This window comes from Micromonospora sp. WMMA1923 (genome assembly GCF_049179195.1).
GTDB classification, from domain to species: Bacteria; Actinomycetota; Actinomycetes; order Mycobacteriales; family Micromonosporaceae; genus Micromonospora; species Micromonospora yangpuensis.
On record NZ_JBMHLZ010000001.1, the window covers coordinates 1,634,443 to 1,653,599 of the forward strand.

Annotated in this window: 16 protein-coding genes; 13 read left to right on the forward strand and 3 right to left on the reverse strand. The window is 72.3% G+C overall.

All coding sequences use genetic code 11. From position 1 onward, the window contains the following. Positions 1-136 precede the first annotated feature (136 nt). From ruvC to ACN28G_RS07445, 8 genes are all read left to right on the forward strand, one after another. Positions 137-664: a crossover junction endodeoxyribonuclease RuvC gene (gene ruvC, locus ACN28G_RS07410; protein ID WP_421478754.1), complete on the forward strand. Its 528-nt coding sequence runs from the start codon at positions 137-139 to the stop codon at positions 662-664. Beyond that, a complete protein-coding gene (gene ruvA / locus ACN28G_RS07415; protein ID WP_421478755.1) occupies positions 661-1,263 on the forward strand; it encodes a Holliday junction branch migration protein RuvA in 603 nt (200 codons plus the stop codon). The genes ruvC and ruvA overlap by 4 nt, the downstream gene beginning before the upstream one ends. After that, positions 1,260-2,327 (forward strand): Holliday junction branch migration DNA helicase RuvB, encoded by a 1,068-nt coding sequence (gene ruvB, locus ACN28G_RS07420; protein WP_421478756.1) that lies wholly within the window; start codon positions 1,260-1,262, stop codon positions 2,325-2,327. Before ruvA ends, ruvB begins: the two co-directional genes overlap by 4 nt. A 121-nt stretch (positions 2,328-2,448) precedes the next feature. Further along, positions 2,449-2,817, forward strand: a complete 369-nt coding sequence (yajC, locus tag ACN28G_RS07425; protein ID WP_091436532.1) for a preprotein translocase subunit YajC — start codon at positions 2,449-2,451, stop codon at positions 2,815-2,817. Positions 2,818-3,038: 221 nt separating this feature from the next. After that, positions 3,039-4,904: a protein translocase subunit SecD gene (gene secD / locus ACN28G_RS07430; protein ID WP_175440505.1), complete on the forward strand. Its 1,866-nt coding sequence runs from the start codon at positions 3,039-3,041 to the stop codon at positions 4,902-4,904. Positions 4,905-4,907: 3 nt separating this feature from the next. Further along, on the forward strand, positions 4,908-6,092 hold the full coding sequence (gene secF, locus ACN28G_RS07435) for a protein translocase subunit SecF (RefSeq protein ID WP_091436536.1): 1,185 nt from the start codon (positions 4,908-4,910) through the stop codon (positions 6,090-6,092). A gap of 104 nt (positions 6,093-6,196) precedes the next feature. Continuing rightward, positions 6,197-6,760 (forward strand): adenine phosphoribosyltransferase, encoded by a 564-nt coding sequence (locus ACN28G_RS07440; RefSeq protein ID WP_091436538.1) that lies wholly within the window; start codon positions 6,197-6,199, stop codon positions 6,758-6,760. A gap of 169 nt (positions 6,761-6,929) precedes the next feature. After that, positions 6,930-9,509, forward strand: coding sequence for a RelA/SpoT family protein (locus ACN28G_RS07445; protein ID WP_091436540.1), 2,580 nt, complete (start codon positions 6,930-6,932; stop codon positions 9,507-9,509). Between the two features lie 67 nt (positions 9,510-9,576). On the opposite strand, the gene ACN28G_RS07450 is transcribed toward ACN28G_RS07445, so the two are convergent. Both ACN28G_RS07450 and ACN28G_RS07455 read right to left on the reverse strand, forming a co-directional pair. Continuing rightward, positions 9,577-10,410 (reverse strand): peptidylprolyl isomerase, encoded by an 834-nt coding sequence (locus ACN28G_RS07450; RefSeq protein ID WP_091436542.1) that lies wholly within the window; start codon positions 10,408-10,410, stop codon positions 9,577-9,579. Between the two features lie 63 nt (positions 10,411-10,473). Then, positions 10,474-11,343, reverse strand: coding sequence for a peptidylprolyl isomerase (locus ACN28G_RS07455; RefSeq protein ID WP_421478757.1), 870 nt, complete (start codon positions 11,341-11,343; stop codon positions 10,474-10,476). A gap of 271 nt (positions 11,344-11,614) precedes the next feature. Here ACN28G_RS07455 and ACN28G_RS07460 point away from each other — a divergent pair, with 271 nt between their 5' ends. From ACN28G_RS07460 to ACN28G_RS07475, 4 genes are all read left to right on the forward strand, one after another. After that, on the forward strand, positions 11,615-12,334 hold the full coding sequence (locus tag ACN28G_RS07460; RefSeq protein ID WP_091436546.1) for an MBL fold metallo-hydrolase: 720 nt from the start codon (positions 11,615-11,617) through the stop codon (positions 12,332-12,334). 90 nt (positions 12,335-12,424) lie between these two features. Further along, on the forward strand, positions 12,425-13,753 hold the full coding sequence (gene hisS, locus ACN28G_RS07465; RefSeq protein WP_091436549.1) for a histidine--tRNA ligase: 1,329 nt from the start codon (positions 12,425-12,427) through the stop codon (positions 13,751-13,753). A gap of 69 nt (positions 13,754-13,822) precedes the next feature. Next, positions 13,823-14,758 carry an acyl-ACP desaturase gene (locus tag ACN28G_RS07470; RefSeq protein WP_091436551.1) on the forward strand — a complete coding sequence of 312 codons (936 nt, stop codon included), beginning with the start codon at positions 13,823-13,825 and terminating at the stop codon, positions 14,756-14,758. Positions 14,759-15,087: 329 nt separating this feature from the next. After that, positions 15,088-16,140 carry a S1 family peptidase gene (locus tag ACN28G_RS07475; RefSeq protein WP_091436553.1) on the forward strand — a complete coding sequence of 351 codons (1,053 nt, stop codon included), beginning with the start codon at positions 15,088-15,090 and terminating at the stop codon, positions 16,138-16,140. A 297-nt stretch (positions 16,141-16,437) separates the two neighbouring features. Here ACN28G_RS07475 and ACN28G_RS07480 read toward each other — a convergent pair whose 3' ends face one another. Further along, on the reverse strand, positions 16,438-17,100 hold the full coding sequence (locus ACN28G_RS07480; RefSeq protein ID WP_421478758.1) for a DUF998 domain-containing protein: 663 nt from the start codon (positions 17,098-17,100) through the stop codon (positions 16,438-16,440). A 218-nt stretch (positions 17,101-17,318) separates the two neighbouring features. On the opposite strand from ACN28G_RS07480, the gene aspS reads away from it, so the two are divergent. Further along, positions 17,319-19,139, forward strand: coding sequence for an aspartate--tRNA ligase (aspS, locus tag ACN28G_RS07485; protein ID WP_421478759.1), 1,821 nt, complete (start codon positions 17,319-17,321; stop codon positions 19,137-19,139). Positions 19,140-19,157 lie beyond the last annotated feature (18 nt).

The following is a 19,157-nucleotide window of genomic DNA, read 5'->3' on the forward strand; positions in this document are numbered from 1 at the left end:
TGCTCGGCGTGTCCGGTTCGGCCCCGTTCGGCCTGGCCGAGCCCGAACGGGTCGGCGTGTCCCCGGAACCGGGCTGACCCGCCGCCCAGTAGGGTGTCGAACACACGTACTGCTGGCGGTTCGGGGAGGAGGCGGCGTGCGGGTGCTCGGCGTCGACCCGGGGCTTACCCGGTGTGGGGTCGGCGTGGTGGAGGGGGTGCCGGGCCGGCCCTGCACGCTGGTCGCCTACCACGTGGTGCGCACCGATCCGGACGACGACCTGCCGAACCGCCTGCTGCACCTGGACCGCTGCCTGACCGACCTGGTCGCCGAGCACCGGCCGGACGCGGTGGCCGTGGAGCGGGTGTTCAGCCAGCACAACGTCCGGACGGTGATGGGCACCGCGCAGGCCAGTGGGATCGCCGTGCTGGCCGGTGCGCGGGCCGGGTTGCCGGTGCAGACGTACACCCCGAGCGAGGTCAAGGCCGCGGTGACCGGTTCCGGTCAGGCCGACAAGCAGCAGATGACCGCCATGGTGACCCGGCTGCTGCGGTTGGCCGAGCCGCCCCGGCCGGCGGACGCCGCCGATGCCCTGGCGCTGGCCATCTGCCACGTCTGGCGGGGTGGCACGCGGTCCCGGCTGGCGGCGGCGGCGCAGCGGGCACGACGAGGAGGAGCAAGATGATCGCCAGCGTACGCGGCACGGTGACCGCGACCGGTCCGGACCACGCGGTGGTGGAGGTGGGCGGGATCGGGCTGGCCGTCCAGTGCGCCCCCGGCACGCTGGCCGAGCTGCGGGTGGGCGCGCCGGCCCGGTTGGCCACCAGCCTGGTGGTCCGGGAGGACTCGCTCACCCTGTACGGCTTCGCCGACGACGACGCCAAGGCGCTGTTCGAGCTGCTCCAGACCGCCAGCGGGGTCGGCCCCCGGCTGGCCCAGGCGGTGCTCGCCGTGCACTCCCCCGAGGAGGTGCGCCGGGCCGTGGCCAACGCCGACATCGGCGCGCTGACCCGGGTGCCGGGGATCGGCAAGAAGGGCGCCGAGCGTCTGGTGCTGGAGCTGCGGGACCGGATCGGCCCGGTGCCGGTGGGCACCGACGGCGCGGCCGGGGTGACCGCCGGGGCCTGGCCCGAGCAGGTCCGTCAGGCCCTGGTCGGGCTCGGCTGGACGGCCGTCCAGGCCGACCAGGCGGTGGCCGCGGTGGCCGAGACCGTCGAGGGTCCGCCGCCGCCGGTGCCGGTGCTGCTCCGGCAGGCCATCCGGCTGCTGGGCCGGACCCGATGAGCGAGACCGAGGGGCTGATCTCGGCGTACGCCACCGACGCCGAGCGCGACGCGGAGGTCAGCGTCCGGCCCCGACGGCTGGCCGAGTTCATCGCCCAGCACCGGGTCCGCGACCAGCTCGACCTGCTGCTGCAGGGGGCCATGCGCCGGGGTTCCCCACCGGACCACATCCTGCTCTCCGGGCCGCCGGGGCTGGGCAAGACCTCGCTTGCCAACATCGTCGCCGCCGAGCTGGGCACCGGGATCCGGGTGACCAGCGGCCCGGCCATCGAACGCTCCGGGGACCTCGCCGCCATCCTGACCGGCCTGGCCGAGGGCGACGTGCTCTTCATCGACGAGATTCACCGGATCGCCCGCCCGGCGGAGGAGCTGCTCTACAGCGCGATGGAGGACTTCCGGGTCGACGTGGTGGTCGGCAAGGGGCCGGGGGCCACCGCGATCCCGCTGGACGTGGAGCCGTTCACCCTGGTCGGCGCGACCACCCGGTCGGGCCTGTTGACCGGCCCGATGCGGGACCGGTTCGGCTTCGTCGCGCACCTGGACTTCTACTCCCCGGCCGATCTGGAGGCGCTGCTGCACCGCTCGGCGCGGATCCTGGGGGTGCCGATCACCGACGACGGCGCGGCCGAGATCGCCGGCCGGTCCCGGGGCACCCCCCGGATCGCCAACCGGCTGCTGCGCCGGGTGCGCGACTTCGCCGAGGTCCGGGCCGACGGCGTGGTCACCGTGGAGACCGCCCGCGCCGCGCTCACCGTGTACGACGTCGACGCGCTCGGCCTGGACCGGCTGGACCGGGCGGTGTTGACCGCGCTTGTCGAGTCGTTCCGGGGCGGCCCGGTCGGGCTCTCCACCCTGGCCGTGGCGGTGGGGGAGCAGCCGGACACGGTCGAGGAGGTCTGCGAGCCGTTCCTGGTCCGGGCCGGCCTGTTGGCCCGGACGCCTCGGGGCCGGGTCGCCACCGAGGCCGCCTGGCACCATCTCGGCCGTATCCCACCGAATGGTACATTTGCCACCGAGTTGCCCGCCGTGCCCGACCTGTTCTCCGGCGCGCCGGATGAGCCGTGATCCGTTCGTGATCTGTGTCGCATTCGGCGTTCCCAGGTGCAGGGACTAGACTCGCCGCGGTCTGTACAGGACGTGAGAACTCGCCTCCGCTCCGGCGCCCGACGCGTCGGTCCGGGGGCTGATGGGAAGGTCAGCAACCGTGCTTATCGCAGCAGAGGGCGGCGGAGGAGCGAGCAGTTTCACGCCGCTCCTGATGATCGCTCTGCTCTTCGGCGTCATGTACTTCATGATGATCCGCCCCCAGCAGAAGCGCCGCCGGGAGGCGGAGCAGATGCAGTCCGGGCTGTCCGCCGGCGACGAGGTGGTCACCATCGGCGGTCTCTACGGCACGGTGACCGACGTCGACGACGAGACCGTCCTGCTGGAGGTCGCCCCCGGCGTGCAGACCCGGTACGCGCGCCCGGCCATCGCCCGGGTGACCAAGCGGGTCGAGCAGGAGGAGGAGACGTCCACCGGCACCACCGAGGGCGTCGAAGTCGTCAAGGAGTAGCTACCGCGCCCGTCGGGCAGCGGATATTGTCACAAGTGGATAGACAGGTCGGTGCCCGTCCCGGCACTCCCACGCCCCCCGTCCTTCGCCGCTGAGCCGGCGACGCGGGGGTGTCGTGCCAGGCGGGGAGCCGGCCAGGCACCGACGTCGCCGGGATCTCCGGCCCGACCTCCGCAGCCGTTCGCACCGGCGGCGCGACCGTACAGGGAGACAGGACAGCCGTGGCACCACCTCAGGGACAGATGCGCCCCGGGCGGCAGCTCGCCGTGCTCGGGATCATCTTCGTGGTCCTCTATCTTTTGGTGTTCTTCGCGGGCGGTGCCAGCGGTGGCTGGAAGGACCGGTTGGAGCCCCGGCTCGGGCTGGACCTGGTCGGCGGCACCCGGTTGACGCTGGAGGCGACCAACACCGTCGACGGCCGGCCGCCGACGTCGGAGAACCTCGAAGAGGCCCGGCAGATCATCGAGAGCCGGGTCAACGCCTACGGGGTGGCCGAGGCCGAGGTGGTGACCGAGGGCGACCGAAACATCGTCATCTCCCTGCCCGGTGAGAACCGCGACCTGACCGACGTCGGCAGCGCCGCCGAGCTGCGTTTCCGCAAGGTGCTCAAGGCCGCCGACGGCAGTGGCACGATCGCCCCGCCGCCGGCGGCGACGCCGAACCCGTCCGGCAGCCCGGCACCCAGCCCCTCCGGCGGCACCGAGCCGGAGGTCACCTCCTCGCCCTCGGGCGGACAGGGCGGGATGGCCCCCACCCCGGATGCCACCCCGACGCCGAGCGCCCCGGCCCCCTCGCCGAGCGCCAGCGCCGCGCCGGAGACGCAGACCATCGAGCAGCAGCGCCAGGCCGTGCAGCAGAAGGTGGGCGCCGAGGCCTGGCAGGCGGCCAACGCCCTGCAGGCCCCGGCCGACCTGGCCACCGACCCGTCGCTGGCCGAGAAGCTCGCCCCGTTCGCCGAGCTGACCCCGCGCGAGGTGGCGGTGCTGCCGGTCCCGGTGCAGTTCAACGTGCCTACCGTCGGCTGCGCCCAGCTCGACGAGCGGCCCCCGGCGTCGATCAAGGACGAGAACCAGCAGGCGGTGGCCTGCGAGGCCGGCGCCAAGTACCTGCTGGACCAGGCCAAGGTGCTCGGCACCGACGTCAGCGGCGCCAGCGCGGTGATGGACCAGACCAGCCAGTGGGTGGTCAGCCTGGACTTCAAGAGCGGGGGCCAGGAGAAGTGGACCGAGCTGACCCGTGAGTCGTTCAACAACACCGGGCAGGCCTGCGACGCCAGCGCGCTGGGCCAGGACGGCAAGTGCCGGGTCGCGGTCGTGCTGGACAACCGGATCGTCTCCGCCCCCGAGATCCAGGGCGTGCTGACCGGTAGCTCGCAGATCACCGGCAACTTCACCCAGGCCGCCGCCAGCGAGCTGGCCGGCAACCTGCGCTACGGCGCGCTGCCGGTGACCTTCGAGGAGCAGGAGCAGCAGAACGTCACCGCCACCCTGGGCGAGAGCCACCTGCGCGCCGGTCTGCTCGCCGCGGGTATCGGCATGCTGCTGGTCGTCATCTACTCGTTCTTCTACTACCGGCTGCTCGGCTCGGTGATCTTCCTGAGCCTGGTGCTGTCGGCGCTGCTGCTCTTCGGCGCGATCGTCTTCCTGGGCCGGCAGATCGGCTTCACCCTGACCCTCGCCGGGATCGCCGGCATCATCGTCTCGCTCGGTGTGGCCGCGGACTCCTTCGTCATCTACTTCGAACGGCTCAAGGACGAGATCCGCGAGGGCCGCAGTCCGCGCAGCGCGGTGCCTCGGGCCTGGACCCGGGCCCGTCGGACGATCATCTCGGCGAACGCCATCACGCTCATGTCGGCGGTGGTGCTCTACGTCGTGTCGGTAGGCACGGTGAAGGGCTTCGCCTTCGCCCTCGGCCTGGCCACCGTCCTGGACCTGCTGGTGGTCTTCCTCTTCCGGCACCCGATCATGACGATGTTCGCCCGCACCCGGGCGTTCCTGTCCCCGCGGGTCAGCGGCCTGGGCCGGGCCCTGCCCGCCCGCACCGAGCAGCCGGCCAAGCCCCGTAACCAGCGCGTCAAGGAGGCCTGAGCAATGGCTGATAATGGTCTGGGTGCCCGGCTCTACCGGGGCGAGGCCGGTCTCGACATCGTCGGCCGGCGCAGGCTGTGGTTCTCGGTCGCCGGCGTGCTGGTCCTGCTCGCGGTGCTCAGCGTCGGGATCCGCGGGTTCAGCCTGGGCATCGAGTTCGCCGGCGGCAACTCCTTCCAGGTGCCGGCCAGCGTCGGCACCCTGGAGGAGGCCGAGACGCAGGTCGACGAGGCGCTGGCCGGCCCGGGCGGCGGCGCCGAGGTGGTCACCGCCCAGCAGGTCGGTGGCACCAGCGGCAACTTCTACGAGATGCGGACCACCCAGCTCTCCACGGAGCAGGCCAACGCGGTCAAGACCGACCTGGCCGAGCGGTTCGGCATCCCCGCCGACCAGATCAGCGGCAACCAGGTGAGCGAGGCCTGGGGCAAGCAGGTCACCTCGCGGGCGCTGCTCGGTCTGGTGATCTTCATCGCCCTGGTCACGCTCTACCTGGTGGTGCGCTTCGAGTGGCGGATGGCGGTCGCCGCCATCTTCTCCCTGGTGATGAACCTGGTCCTCACCGCCGGCATCTACTCGGCGGTCGGCTTCGAGGTGACCCCGTCGACAATCGTCGGTTTCCTCACCATCCTGGGCTTCGCGCTCTACGACGTGGTGGTGGTCTTCGACAAGGTGCAGGAGAACACGAAGGGCATCACCGCCAACAACAACCAGACCTACGGTGACGCGGCCAACCTGGCGGTCAACCAGAGCCTGATGCGGTCGCTGAACACCTCCGTGGTCGCCCTGCTGCCGGTCGGCGGTCTGCTCTTCATCGGTGCCGGTCTGCTGGGCGCGGGGACCCTGAAGGACCTCGGTCTGGTGCTCTTCGTCGGTATGGCGATGGCGTTCCTGACCTCCATCCTGCTGGCCACCCCGCTGCTGGTGGTGCTCAAGAACCAGGAGCCCCGCATCCAGTCGCACAACAAGCGGGTGCTGGCCCGCCGGGGTGCCCTCGCCTCGGGGGAGAGCACCCCGAAGGGCGCGCCGCGTACCGCCGAGGAGCCGGACCACGAGCCCGACCAGGAGGTGCCGGCGCTGGCCGGCGCGACGCCGAAGGTCGGCGCCCGGCCGGCGGGCAAGCGCTCCGCCGGGGCCCGGGGCGGCCGGCCCGGCGGCGGCAACCGGCCGGGCGGCGCCAAACGGCGCTGACCGGGTCGCACCACCCACCCGGTGACAACCGGTTCGACGGCGTCCTTCATGCTGTGCGCGCAGCATGCAGGACGCCGTCGTCGTCGAAGGGGAACGGAAGCGCCGTGCCGGAGACCGAGAACTCAGTACGCGGAGACAGCGGCCCCGAGGTGGCCGCCCTGGTGGCCAGCAGGGTGCTGGACGTGCCGGACTTCCCCGTACCCGGTGTCCTGTTCAAGGACCTGATGCCGCTCTTCGCCGACGGTGCGGTGTTCCGCGAGGTGACCGACCGGATCGTGGCCCACCACGGCCGGGACTCCTTCGACGTGGTGGTCGGCATCGAGGCGCGCGGGTTCGTGGTCGCCGCCGCCGTCGCGTACGCCACCGGGGTGGGCGTGGTGCCGGTGCGCAAGGCCGGCAAGTTGCCCCGGGCGGCCCACTCGGCCTCCTATGCCCTGGAGTACGGCGAGGCCACCCTCCAGGTGCACACCGACGCGTTCACCGCCGGACACCGGGTGCTGGTGGTCGACGACGTGCTCGCCACCGGTGGCACCGCCGGGGCCACCCTCGACCTGGTCGAGCGGGCCGGCGGCACCGTCGCCGGCTTCACCGTGCTGCTGGAGTTGGCCTTCCTCGGTGGCCGGGACCGGCTCGCCCCGCGTCCGGTCCATGCCCTGCTGACCGTTTGACCCCGGTGGGCCGGCGGGCCGAGGTGGACCCGTACGACCGGCGGAGCGGCAGGGCACGGTGCGTACGAGTAGCATTGCCCATTGCTGGCCGGGCGGGCGACCGTCCGGCGGTGTGATACCCAGGCCGACCCTGACGGTCGGCGCATCCCGGCGAGCGGTGAGGAGGCCGGTGTCCCACGATGTCGTCCCTCCGGCGGAGGGCACGGTGCACCCCACAGGCGACACGGACAGCTCGGTGACCGACCGGCAGGACACCACCGGTGAGTCGGCGGCGGGTGTCGCCGCCAACGGCACCGGACCGGCCGCCCCGAGTGACGTCGGACGGCCCGGAGACGGTGCCGCCGACCTTCGACCCTCCGGCGGCTTGGGCACGGGCTCCTTCGGTGACCCGGCTGCCGGCCCGGTGCTGACCTCCGACGCCGGTCCCGACCCGGTGGTGGTGGCGCTCGGCACCGACGAGGACCCCTCGCCGAGCGCCGGTTTCGGCCTGTCCAGCGCGCCGACCGGCCGCCGGGTGCGGGCCCGGCTCGCCCGGTTCAACGCCCCCTGGCAGACCTCGCAGGTAAGCGAGGTGCTGGAGCCGCTGATCGCGCTGCACCGCGAGAATCACCCCAAGGCCGATGCCCGGCTGCTCCAGCGGGCCTTCGACACCGCCGCCCGGTGGCACTCGGGTCAGTACCGCAAGTCCGGTGACCCGTACATCACCCACCCGTTGGCGGTCGCCGGCATCCTGGCCGCCCTGGGCATGGACACCACCACCCTGGTCGCGGCGCTGCTGCACGACACCATCGAGGACACCGAGTACACCCTCGACCAGATGCGCACCGACTTCGGCGGCGAGGTCGCGCTGCTCGTCGACGGGGTGACCAAGCTCGACAAGGTCAAGCTCGGTGACGCGGCCAAGGCCGAGACGATCCGCAAGATGGTCGTGGCGATGGCCAAGGACCCGCGGGTCCTGGTGATCAAGCTGGCCGACCGGCTGCACAACATGCGTACCCTCTCCTTCCTGCCCACGCCGAAGCGGGAGCAGAAGGCGAAGGAGACCCTGGAGATCCTCGCCCCGCTGGCCCACCGGCTGGGTATGAACACCATCAAGTGGGAGCTGGAGGACCTGGCCTTCGGCACCCTGTTCCCGAAGCGGTACGAGGAGATCCTCCGGCTGATCGGGGAGCACCAGCCGCAGCGGGAGGCGTTGCTCAAGCAGGTCACCCAGAAGGTGGGCACCGACCTCAAGGCCGCCAAGATCAAGGCGGAGACCACCGGCCGGCCGAAGCACCTCTACTCGATCTACCAGAAGATGATCGTGCGGGGGCGCGACTTCAACGACATCTACGACCTGGTCGGGGTGCGGATCCTGGTCGACACGGTGCGGGACTGCTACGCGGCGCTGGGGGTGATCCACGCCAACTGGCAGCCGGTGCCGGGCCGCTTCAAGGACTACATCGCGATGCCCAAGTTCAACATGTACCAGTCGCTGCACACGACGGTGATCGGGCCCACCGGCAAGCCGGTGGAGATGCAGATCCGCACCTACGCGATGCACCGTACGGCGGAGTTCGGCATCGCCGCGCACTGGAAGTACAAGGAGCACAAGGGCACCCAGGTCGTCGGCCCGCCGGCGCACATCGACGAGATGACCTGGCTGCGGCAGTTGCTGGACTGGCAGCGGGAGGCGGCCGACCCGAGTGAGTTCCTCGACGCGCTGCGCTTCGACCTGTCCAGCCAGGAGGTGTACGTCTTCACCCCGAAGGGCGACGTCATCCCGCTGCCGACCGGGTCGACGCCGGTGGACTTCGCCTACGCGGTGCACACCGAGGTCGGGCACAAGTGCATCGGGGCGCGGGTCAACGGCAAACTGGTGCCGTTGGAGTCGACGCTGTCCAACGGCGACGTGATCGAGATCTTCACCTCCAAGTCGGAGACGGCCGGCCCGACGCAGGACTGGCTGGGCTTCGTCAAGAGCCCCCGGGCCCGCACCAAGATCCGCCAGTACTTCAACAAGGAACGGCGTGAGGAGGCGATCGAGACCGGCAAGGACGCGATCGTCAAGGCGATGCGCAAGCACGGCATGCCGTTGCAGCGGATGCTCACCTCCGACAACCTGATGGCGGTCGCCCGGGACCTGCACCTGATCGACGTGGCCTCGCTCTACGCGGCGGTCGGCGACAGCCAGGTGTCGGCGCAGTCGGTGGTGCAGAAGCTGATGGCCACCTACGGCGGCGAGGAGGGCGCGGCGGAGGACATCGCCGAGACCGCCGTGGCCACCCGGCCGCCGCGCAGCCGGGCCTCCAGCCACGACCCGGGGGTGGTGGTCCGGGGCGTCAGCGACGTCTGGATCAAGCTGGCCCGCTGCTGCACCCCGGTGCCGCCGGACACCGTCTTCGGCTTCGTCACCCGCTCCGGCGGGGTGAGCGTGCACCGCGACGACTGCGCCAACGCCGAGGACCTGCGGGCGCAGAGCGAGCGGGTGGTCGAGGTCAGCTGGCGGCTCACCTCCGCCTCCACCTTCCTGGTGGCGATCCAGGTGGAGGCGTTGGACCGGCACAAGCTGCTGGCCGACGTCACCCGGATGCTCTCCGAGGAGCGGGTGAACATCCTCTCCGCGACCGTCACCACCACCCGGGACCGGGTGGCGGTGAGCCGGTTCAGCTTCGAGATGGCCGACCCGAAGCACCTGGGTCACCTGTTGGCCGCGGTCCGCAAGGTCGACGGCGTCTTCGACGCGTACCGGGTCACCTCGAACTCCTGACCCGGCGCCCACCAGCATAGACGCCCGCCGGCTGCGAGCCGGCGGGCGTCCTTGTCGGTGCGTTGGGTCAGGCGTCGCTCATCGTCAGGTCGGTGATGACGACCTCCTTCTTGGGGTGGCCACCCCCGGCCTGCTCGGCGAAGGCCTTGTCGTCACCGGCCTTGGCGACCTCCTGGACCAGCTCCATCCCACCGGTGATGGTGCCCACCACGGTGTAGTTGGGGTCCAGCGGCGAGTCGCCGTAGACGATGAAGAACTGGCTGCCGGTGCTGCCCGCCTGCCCGGAGTTGGCCATCGCGATGACGCCCTCCGGGTACGGCGGACGTTTGTCGGTGGGCAGGTTCTCCTCGGCCAGCCGGTAGCTCGGGCCGCCGGTGCCGTCGGTGTCCCGCCAGCCCTTGCCGGTGGCGCTCGGGTCACCGCACTGCAGCACCTTGATGCCCTCGGTGACCAGCCGGTGGCACTTGCTGTTGTCGAAGAAGTCCTTGCTGGCCAGGTAGGTGAAGCTGCCGGCGGTGCAGGGGACCAGGGCCCGGTCGACCTTGGCGGTGATCGGACCCAGGTTGGTGGTGATCGTCATGGTCTGGGTGCCGGTGTTGGGCTGCTCCGCCGGCGGCATCCCGACGTCCTTGATCGTGGGCGGCCGCTGGTCGGCCGGGACCTCGGTGAAGGCGCACTGGACCTTACCGGCGGCCGGGCCGGCGGTCTGCTCGGTCTCGTCGTCGCCGCCGAGGCTGGTCGCCAGCCAGACGGTGCCGGCGACGACGAGCAGCAGCGCCGCCGAAGCCCCGACGACGGCCTGGGTCTGCCGGCGTTTGCGGGCCTTGGCCGCACGCTCGGCCATCTCCCGTTCGAGTCGGGCCCGCGCCGCGGCGCGCTGCCGATCTCTGGTGGACGTCACGCCTGGATCCTCCTGGACTGCTCGGGCGCGGTCGGTGCCGCTGGTCTGCTGGACGAGGGGTGGTCAGCCGGCGCTCGGGCTGGCCGACGGGGTAGGCGACACCGCGTCGCCGATCGGTGGCGCCGTCGTGGTCGGCTGGCCGACGGTGAGGCTCTGGATCACCACGTCGGTCTTGGGCTTGACCTTCTCCCCGGCCTCGTTCTCCACGGTCGGCAGGGCGCCGACCTTCTCCACCACGTCGAGCCCCTCGGTGACCCGGCCGATGACCGGGTACGCCGGCTCGGCCGGGTCGAAGTCCTTGAAGAAGATCAGGAACTGGCTGCCGTTGGCCCCCGGCGCGCTGCCGACCATCGCCACCGTGCCCTTCGGGTACGCCGGCGGCGCGTCGGCGGCGCCACTGGGCGCGGGCTCCGGCACGTTCTCGTTGTAGAACGAGTAGGTGGGCCCACCCAGGCCGGTGCCGCTGGGGTCACCGCAGCGCACCGCCCCCTCGGTGGTGATCTCGTGGCACGGGGTGTTGTCGTAGAACGAGCGGCTGGCCAGGTGTTCGATGCTCGCCGCGGCACAGGGCGCGGCGGTCAGGTCGAGCTCGGCGGTGACCGTGCCCTGGCCGGTGGTGACGGTCATCGAGCGGGTGCCCTCGGTGGGCAGCCCGGCGGTGGCCGGGGTGCCCACGTCCTTGAGGTTGGTGTTGCCGGCACCGTCCTGCGGGGTCCAGGCGCAGACGTCCGCGCTGGCCGTCTGCTCCTCGGGGTCGGAGTCGAAGGCGCCCAGCGCCCACGCCGAACCGGCGACGATCAGCACCAGCGTCAGTGCGGCGCCGACCCCGGCCTGGATCTGGCGACGCCGCCGTAGGGCGGCGGCCCGCCGGGCCTGCTGGCGGTCGAGCTTGGCCCGCGCCAGTTTGCGCTGCCGGTCCCTGCTGGAAGCCACCGGTGCTCCCCTTTCCTCTACCCTGGTCGTCGTGGCGGGCGGGCGTGCCCCGTCGGGCGTCACGTGCGCCACGCCACACGCCCGCCAGAGTGTACGGGTAACAACTGGGAAAGTGGTGTACGAGGTCGGTACCGGCCACCGGGCGCGGTCCCGTCGACGCATCGGAGCCGGTCACTGGCTGCCGTCGACACCCCGGGGCGGGCGGCCGGTGGGTGGCCCCGGGCCGGCTAGGCTGGCGACCGGAGGACACCTCGACGGAAGGGGAGCGGACGTGCTCGTGGCCGGCTTTCCCGCCCAGGCCTTCGACACCAACTGCTACGTGGTCGCCGCCGGCCCCGGGGAGCAGTGCGTGGTGGTCGACCCGGGCATCGGCGTCGTGGACCAGCTCGACGCCGTGCTCGCCGAGCACCGGCTGCACCCGGCCGCGGTGCTGCTCACCCACGGCCACGTCGACCACACCTTCTCGGTCGCGCCGGTGTGTGGCGCGCGGGGGATCACCGCGTACGTGCATCCGGGCGACCGGGAGATGCTGGCCGACCCGACCAAGGGCATCTCGGCGGACCTGGCCGCCCTCTTCGGCGGCCGGCTGGCCTACAGCGAGCCGGACGACGTCGCCGAGCTGACCGACGGCGCCACGCTCAGCCTGGCCGGCCTGGAGATCACCGTCGACCACGCCCCGGGTCATACCGGCGGGTCGGTGCTGTTCCGGCTGCCGGCCGCCGGCTCGGAGTGGGAGGCCGACCAGCTCTGCCTCTCCGGTGACGTGCTCTTCGCCGGCTCGATCGGCCGCACCGACCTGCCCGGTGGCAGCATGCCGGCGATGCTCGCCAGCCTGCGCGGCAAGATCCTGCCGCTGGCCGACGACACCGTGGTGCTGCCGGGCCACGGACCCGCCACCACCATCGGTCGCGAGCGGGCCGGCAACCCGTACCTGCGTCAGGTGTCGGAGGTCGACGCCGGTCGGCCGGTCGGCCCCGCCCGCGGCCTGTAGCCCGCACCGCAACGACCTGCCCTACCGGCACGACTTCGCCGCACCGCCACGACCTGTCCGCGCGTCGCGCGGGACCGCGAGGAGCACCTCATGAGCAAGCCCACGCCCATCTCCGGGTTCCCGGAGTGGACCCCGGCGCAACGGATGATCGAGCAGTTCGTCCTCGACCGGATCCGGGCCACCTTCGAGCTGTACGGCTTCGCCCCGCTGGAGACCCGCGCGGTGGAGCCGCTGGACCAGCTGCTGCGCAAGGGGGAGACCTCCAAGGAGGTCTACGTGATCCGCCGGCTGCACGAGGAGCCGGGCGCGACGGCCGGTGACGACTCGCTCGGCCTGCACTTCGATCTGACCGTGCCGTTCGCCCGGTACGTGCTCGAGAACGCCGGCAAGCTGCAGTTCCCGTTCCGCCGGTACCAGATCCAGAAGGTGTGGCGGGGCGAGCGTCCGCAGGAGGGGCGCTACCGGGAGTTCGTCCAGGCCGACATCGACATCGTCGACCGGGACACCCTGGCCGCGCACCACGAGGCGGAGATGCCGCTGGTGATCGGCGACGCGCTGCGCTCGCTGCCGATCCCGCCGGTGACCATCCAGGTCAACAACCGCAAGATCTGTGAGGGCTTCTACCGGGGCATCGGGCTGACCGACCCGGAGGCGACCCTGCGGGCGGTGGACAAGCTCGACAAGATCGGCCCGGCGAAGGTCGCCGACCTGCTCGCCGAGACCGCCGGGGCGAGCCCGGCGCAGGCCAAGGCGTGCCTGGCGCTGGCGGAGATCTCCGCACCGGACGCCTCCTTCGCCGACGCGGTGCACGCCCTGGGGGTGACCGACCCGCTGCTGGAGGAGGGGATCGCCGAACTGGTCGCGGTGGTGCAGACCGCCGCCGCGCACTCGCCCGGTCTCTGCGTGGCCGACCTGCGCATCGCCCGGGGGCTGGACTACTACACCGGCACCGTCTACGAGACCCAGCTCGCCGGGTACGAGCGGTTCGGCTCGATCTGCTCCGGCGGCCGGTACGACAACCTGGCCAGTGCGGGCGCGGTGTCGTACCCGGGGGTGGGGATCTCGATCGGGGTGACCCGGCTGCTCGGGCTGCTCTTCGGCGCCGGTGAGCTGTCGGTGTCCCGGTCGGTGCCGACGTGCGTGCTGGTCGCGGTGGCCAACGAGGAGCAGCGGACGGCGAGCAACCGGGTCGCCGAGGCGCTGCGTCGGCAGGGGGTGCCGACCGAGGTGTCGCCGAGCGCGGCCAAGTTCGGCAAGCAGATCCGGTACGCCGAGCGGCGGGGCATCCCGTACGTCTGGTTCCCGGGGGCCGAGGGGGCCGCGGACGAGGTCAAGGACATCCGGTCCGGCACGCAGGTCGAGGCGGTGGCGGGGCAGTGGACGCCGCCGGCGGCCGACCGCACCCCCCTGGTCGGCTGAGACGTTACTGGCGCGTACGCCGGATGCGACCTACGGTTGCGTAAGTTACGCCACCGTAGGGAGATCCTCGTGACCACACTGAGCCAGACCGCACTCCTGCTCGAACTCGAGCCCGTGGTGGAGCGCAACCTGAACCGGCACCTCACCATGGCCAAGGAGTGGTTCCCCCACGAGTACGTGCCGTGGAGCGAGGGACGCACCTTCGACGGCCGGCTCGGCGGCGAGCCGTGGCAGGAGTCCGACTCGACGCTGCCGGACGTGGCCCGCACTGCGCTCATCGTAAACCTGCTGACCGAGGACAACCTGCCCTCGTACCACCACCAGATCGCCACCCTCTTCGGCCGCGACGGCGCGTGGGGGACCTGGGTGCACCGCTGGACGGCCGAGGAGGGGCGGCACGGCATCGCGATCCGCGACTACCTGACCGTGACCCGGGCCGTCGACCCGGTGGAGCTGGAGCGGGCCCGGATGGTGCACATGTCCCACGGGTACTCCAACGCGCACGACCACCACATGCTCAACTCCCTGGCGTACGTGTCGTTCCAGGAGCTGGCCACCCGGATCTCGCACCGCAACACCGGCAAGGCCACCGGCGACCCGGTCTGCGACGCCCTGCTGGCCCGCATCGCCGCCGACGAGAACCTGCACATGGTCTTCTACCGCAACCTGCTCGCCGCCGGGTTCGAGGTGGCCCCGAGCCAGACGATGCGCGCGGTCGCCGACGTGCTCGGCAACTTCGCCATGCCGGGGGTCGGCATCGAGGGCTTCACCCGCAAGTCGGTGGCGATCGCCCTGGCCGGCATCTACGACCTGCGCCAGCACCGCGACGAGGTGGTCATGCCGGTGCTGCGCCAGTGGGACGTCTTCAACGTCACCGGCCTGGACGCCGACGGGGCGGCCGCCCAGGAGTGGATCGGCGCGCACCTCGACGATCTGGACCGCGCCGCGTCCCGCTTCGAGGAGAAGCGCGACGCCCGCAACGCCCGTCTCGCCGCCGCCCGCTGACCCACCCCACCTTTCGCGGTCACCGTCGCGCCATCTTCCGCGTCACCTTCGCGCCGCCGAGCGCCGGCCGCCCGCTGTCGGGGCGGACCGGCGCTCGGTCGCGTCCTGCCGCAGGTACGTCCCACGACAACGGTGGGTGTCCAGATTGTTGCGCTTGGATCGCGTCACGTATGTGAGGGGTGGAATGCTATGGATCAATCTCTTGATTAGCCAATCAGACATGTGAATACTTCTCCGGGACGCGGCTGTTTCCCCAGATCAGCCGGATTTGCTCCACCCGGGCCCGTCACCCCCGCCGGGCCCGTCACCCCCTCCCGGGAGGTCAGTACATGCGACCCACGAGGTCAACCCTCCGCCACGCCGCCACCATCGCCGTGGCCGGATCCCTGGTCGTCGGCTCGCTGATCGGCGCGCCCGCCCAGGCCGCGCCCGCCTCGCCCGCCTCACCCGACGCCGCCACCGCCCTCGCCGAGCGCCTCGGCGACCGGTCCGCCGGGGCGTACGCCGACGCCTCCGGCAAGATGGTCGTCACGGTCACCGACGCCGCCGCCGCGCGGCAGGTCACCGCCAACGGCGCCACACCCAAGCTGGTCAAGCGGGGCGCCGCCGAGCTGGCCAGGGCCACCAGCGAGCTGGACCGCTCGATCACCATCGCCGGCACCGCCTGGTGGACCGACCCGGTCACCAACCAGGTGGTCGTCTCCGTCGACCCCACCGTGACCGGCGCGAAGCTGGCCAAGGTCCAGGCCGCCGCCGCGAAGTCCAACGGCGCGGTCCGCATCGAGGCCGAGGCCGGCGTGCTGAGCACCCGCATCTCCGGCGGCCAGGCCATCTACGCCGGCGGCGGCGGCCGCTGCTCGCTGGGCTTCAACGTCCGCAGCGGCAGCACCTACTACTTCCTGACCGCCGGGCACTGCACCAACATCTCGGCGAGCTGGTACTCCAACTCCGCCCAGACCAGCCTGCTCGGCAGCCGTACCGGCAGCAGCTTCCCGGGCAACGACTACGGCATCGTGCGGCACAACAACGCCGCCAACGCCTCCGGTGACGTCTCGCTCTACAACGGCACCGTCCGGGACATCACCGCCGCCGGCAACGCCACCGTCGGCCAGTCGGTGCAGCGCTCCGGCAGCACCACCGGGCTGCGCAGCGGCTCGGTGACCGCGCTCAACGCCACCGTCAACTACGCCGAGGGCCGGGTCACCGGCCTGATCCGGACCAACGTCTGCGCCGAGCCGGGCGACAGCGGCGGCTCCCTGTTCAGCGGCTCCATCGCCCTGGGCCTCACCTCGGGCGGCAACGGCAACTGCCGACTCGGCGGCACGACCTACTTCCAGCCGGTCGGCGAGGCGCTCAGCGCCTACGGCGTCAGCATCTTCTGACCCACCGACGCACCGAGCGGGCCGCCGACCCCCGGCGGCCCGCTCGCCGCTGTGTAAGGAAGGGCCCCCTGTTAACGCTTTCGGTAGAGCAGGGTCCCCCTCTCACCGCCTGAACCGGGCGGCCGGCCCGGACGAGGCGGCCGGGCCCCGACGAGGCCGCTGGTCGGAAGGGGCGCTGGGCGCGGACGGGGTCGCTACGCCCGGACGAGGCCGCCGGGCCGGGCGGGGCCGCCGGGCCGGGCGGGGGCGCCGGGTCGGGCGGGGGCGCCGGACGGTCGCGTCGCGCGGGTCCGCCGCTCAGCGTCGGGAGCGGGTGGTCAGCGCGCCGGCGACCAGCAGCGGGCAGAGCGCCTCGGCGGCGGCGGCCACCCGTTCGGCCAGCCCCACCCGGTCGCCGCCCCCGGCCAACTCGACGACGAACCAGGCCACCAGGACCAGCAGGCCGACCGAGAGCGCGACCCACCGAAGCCGGCTGTCCGCGTACCCCTCAGGGGTCGTCCGGGTTGACGGGTGGCGGCCGGCCTCGGACCCGGCCGGTCGCGGACCGGGGGTGGTCGGGCCCCGGGTAGCGGCGGGCGGGGCGAACGCCGGCCAGAGCGCCAGCGCGCCGAAGGCCACCGCGGCGGCGACGGTGTGCGGCGCGGCGCTGCCGCCCCCGGCCGGCAGCGGAAACGCGGCCACCGCGACGGTGGCCACCCCGCCGAGCGCGAGCAGTGCCCGCCCACCGGCACCGAGGGTACGCAGACCGGCGGCGGTCACGCAGTGGCACAACCCGAGGCCGACCAGCCCGAGCGTCATGATCCACCGGTCGGTGGCGTCGACGGTGGCGAGCGCGCTGATCGTCCCGGAGACCCCGTCGAAACCGCCGGGCTGGCGGGCCGCGCCCAGCGTCCAGCCGCCGATCAGGAAGACCGGCGCCGCGCCGGCGGAGGCCAGCACCCACCGGGGTACGACACGCATCCCGGCACCGTACGCGGTGCCGACGGCGGCTGAGCGGGCCAGGTCGGGTTCCCCTCCGGTCCACGGCGACGGCCTCAGGTGGTAACAGGGGACCCTTCCTATACCGGATGCGTTAACCGGGGGCCCTTCCTTACGGTGGGGTGCGCCCGGTGGGGGTGGACGGTGGAGGGCCCTGACAGAATGCGGGGGCAGCCGTTAGACGTGAGGAGACGTAAGCCGTGATCCGTACCCATGACGCCGGCAGCCTGCGCGCCAGCGACGCCGGCACGACGGTGACGCTCGCCGGGTGGGTGGCCCGCCGGCGCGACCACGGCGGTGTCGTCTTCGTCGATCTGCGTGACGCCTCCGGGGTCGCCCAGGTGGTCCTGCGCGAGGAGGACGCGCACGCGCTGCGCAACGAGTTCTGTGTCAAGGTCACCGGCGAGGTGACCCGCCGCCCCGAGGGCAACGAGAACCCCGAGCTGCCGACCGGCGAGGTGGAGGTGACCGCCGCCGCGCTGGAGGTGCTCTCCGAGGCCGCGCCGCTGCCGCTGCCGGTGGACGACCAGATCGAGGCCGGCGACGACATCCGGCTCAGGTACCGCTACCTCGACCTGCGTCGGGGTGGCCCGGCGAAGGCGATGCGGCTGCGTTCGCGCGCCAACCAGATCGCCCGCGCCGTGCTGCACGAGCGGGACTTCCTGGAGATCGAGACGCCGACGCTCACCCGCTCCACGCCCGAGGGCGCCCGTGACTTCCTGGTCCCGGTGCGGCTGCAGCCGGGCAGCTGGTACGCGTTGCCGCAGTCGCCGCAGCTGTTCAAGCAGCTGTTGATGGTCGGTGGAATGGAGCGGTACTACCAGATCGCCCGCTGCTACCGCGACGAGGACTTCCGCGCCGACCGGCAGCCGGAGTTCACCCAGCTCGACATCGAGATGTCCTTCGTCACCCAGGACGATGTGATCGACCTCGGCGAGGAGATCGTCGTCGCGCTCTGGTCCGACCTGGCCGGCCACGAGATCCCCCGGCCGATCCCGCGGATCACCTGGCACGACGCCATGGCGCGGTACGGCTCGGACAAGCCGGACCTGCGCTACGGCGTGGAGCTGACCGAGCTGACCGAGTACCTGCGCGGCACCACGTTCCGGGTCTTCGCCGGCGCGATCGACGCGGGTGGGTACGTCGGCGCGGTGGTCATGCCGGGCGGCGCCAGCCAGACCCGCAAGGAGCTGGACGGCTGGCAGGACTGGGCCAAGGCGCGTGGCGCGAAGGGCCTGGCGTACGTGGTGCTGGACGCCGAGACCGGCCAGCCGCGCGGCCCGGTGGCGAAGAACCTCTCCGAGGAGCACCTGTCCGGGCTGGCCGACGCCGTCGGCGCGAAGCCCGGCGACGCGATCTTCTTCGCCGCGAGTACGCACACCCGGGAGGCGCAGGAGCTGCTCGGCGCGGCCCGGACCGAGATCGCCAAGCGGGCGAAGCTGGTCGACGAGAGCGCCTGGGCGTTCTGCTGGGTGGTCGACGCGCCGATGTTCGAGCCGACCTCCGACGACAACGGCGGCACGGGCGGCTGGACGGCGGTGCACCACCCGTTCACCTCGCCGAACGCCGACTGGGTGGACCGGTTCGAGGAGGCACCTGACCGGGCGCTGGCCTACGCGTACGACATCGTCTGCAACGGCAACGAGATCGGCGGCGGGTCGATCCGTATCCACCGGGGCGACGTGCAGAAGCGGGTCTTCGACCTGCTCGGCATCACCCCGGAGGAGGCGCAGGACAAGTTCGGCTTCCTGCTGGAGGCGTTCAAGTACGGCGCGCCTCCGCACGGCGGGATCGCCTTCGGTTGGGATCGGGTCTGCATGCTGCTCGCCGGGGCGGACTCGATCCGTGAGGTGATCGCCTTCCCGAAGACCCGGGGCGGGTTCGACCCGCTGACCGGCGCGCCGACGCCGGTGACCGCCCAGCAGCGGATGGAGGCGGGCATCGACGCCAAGCCGAAGCCGGCCGCCGCGCCGCGTACCGGCACCGCCGGCCCGGCCGCCCCGGTGGCCGACCCGGTCTGAGGCTGGTCGGCCCACGGC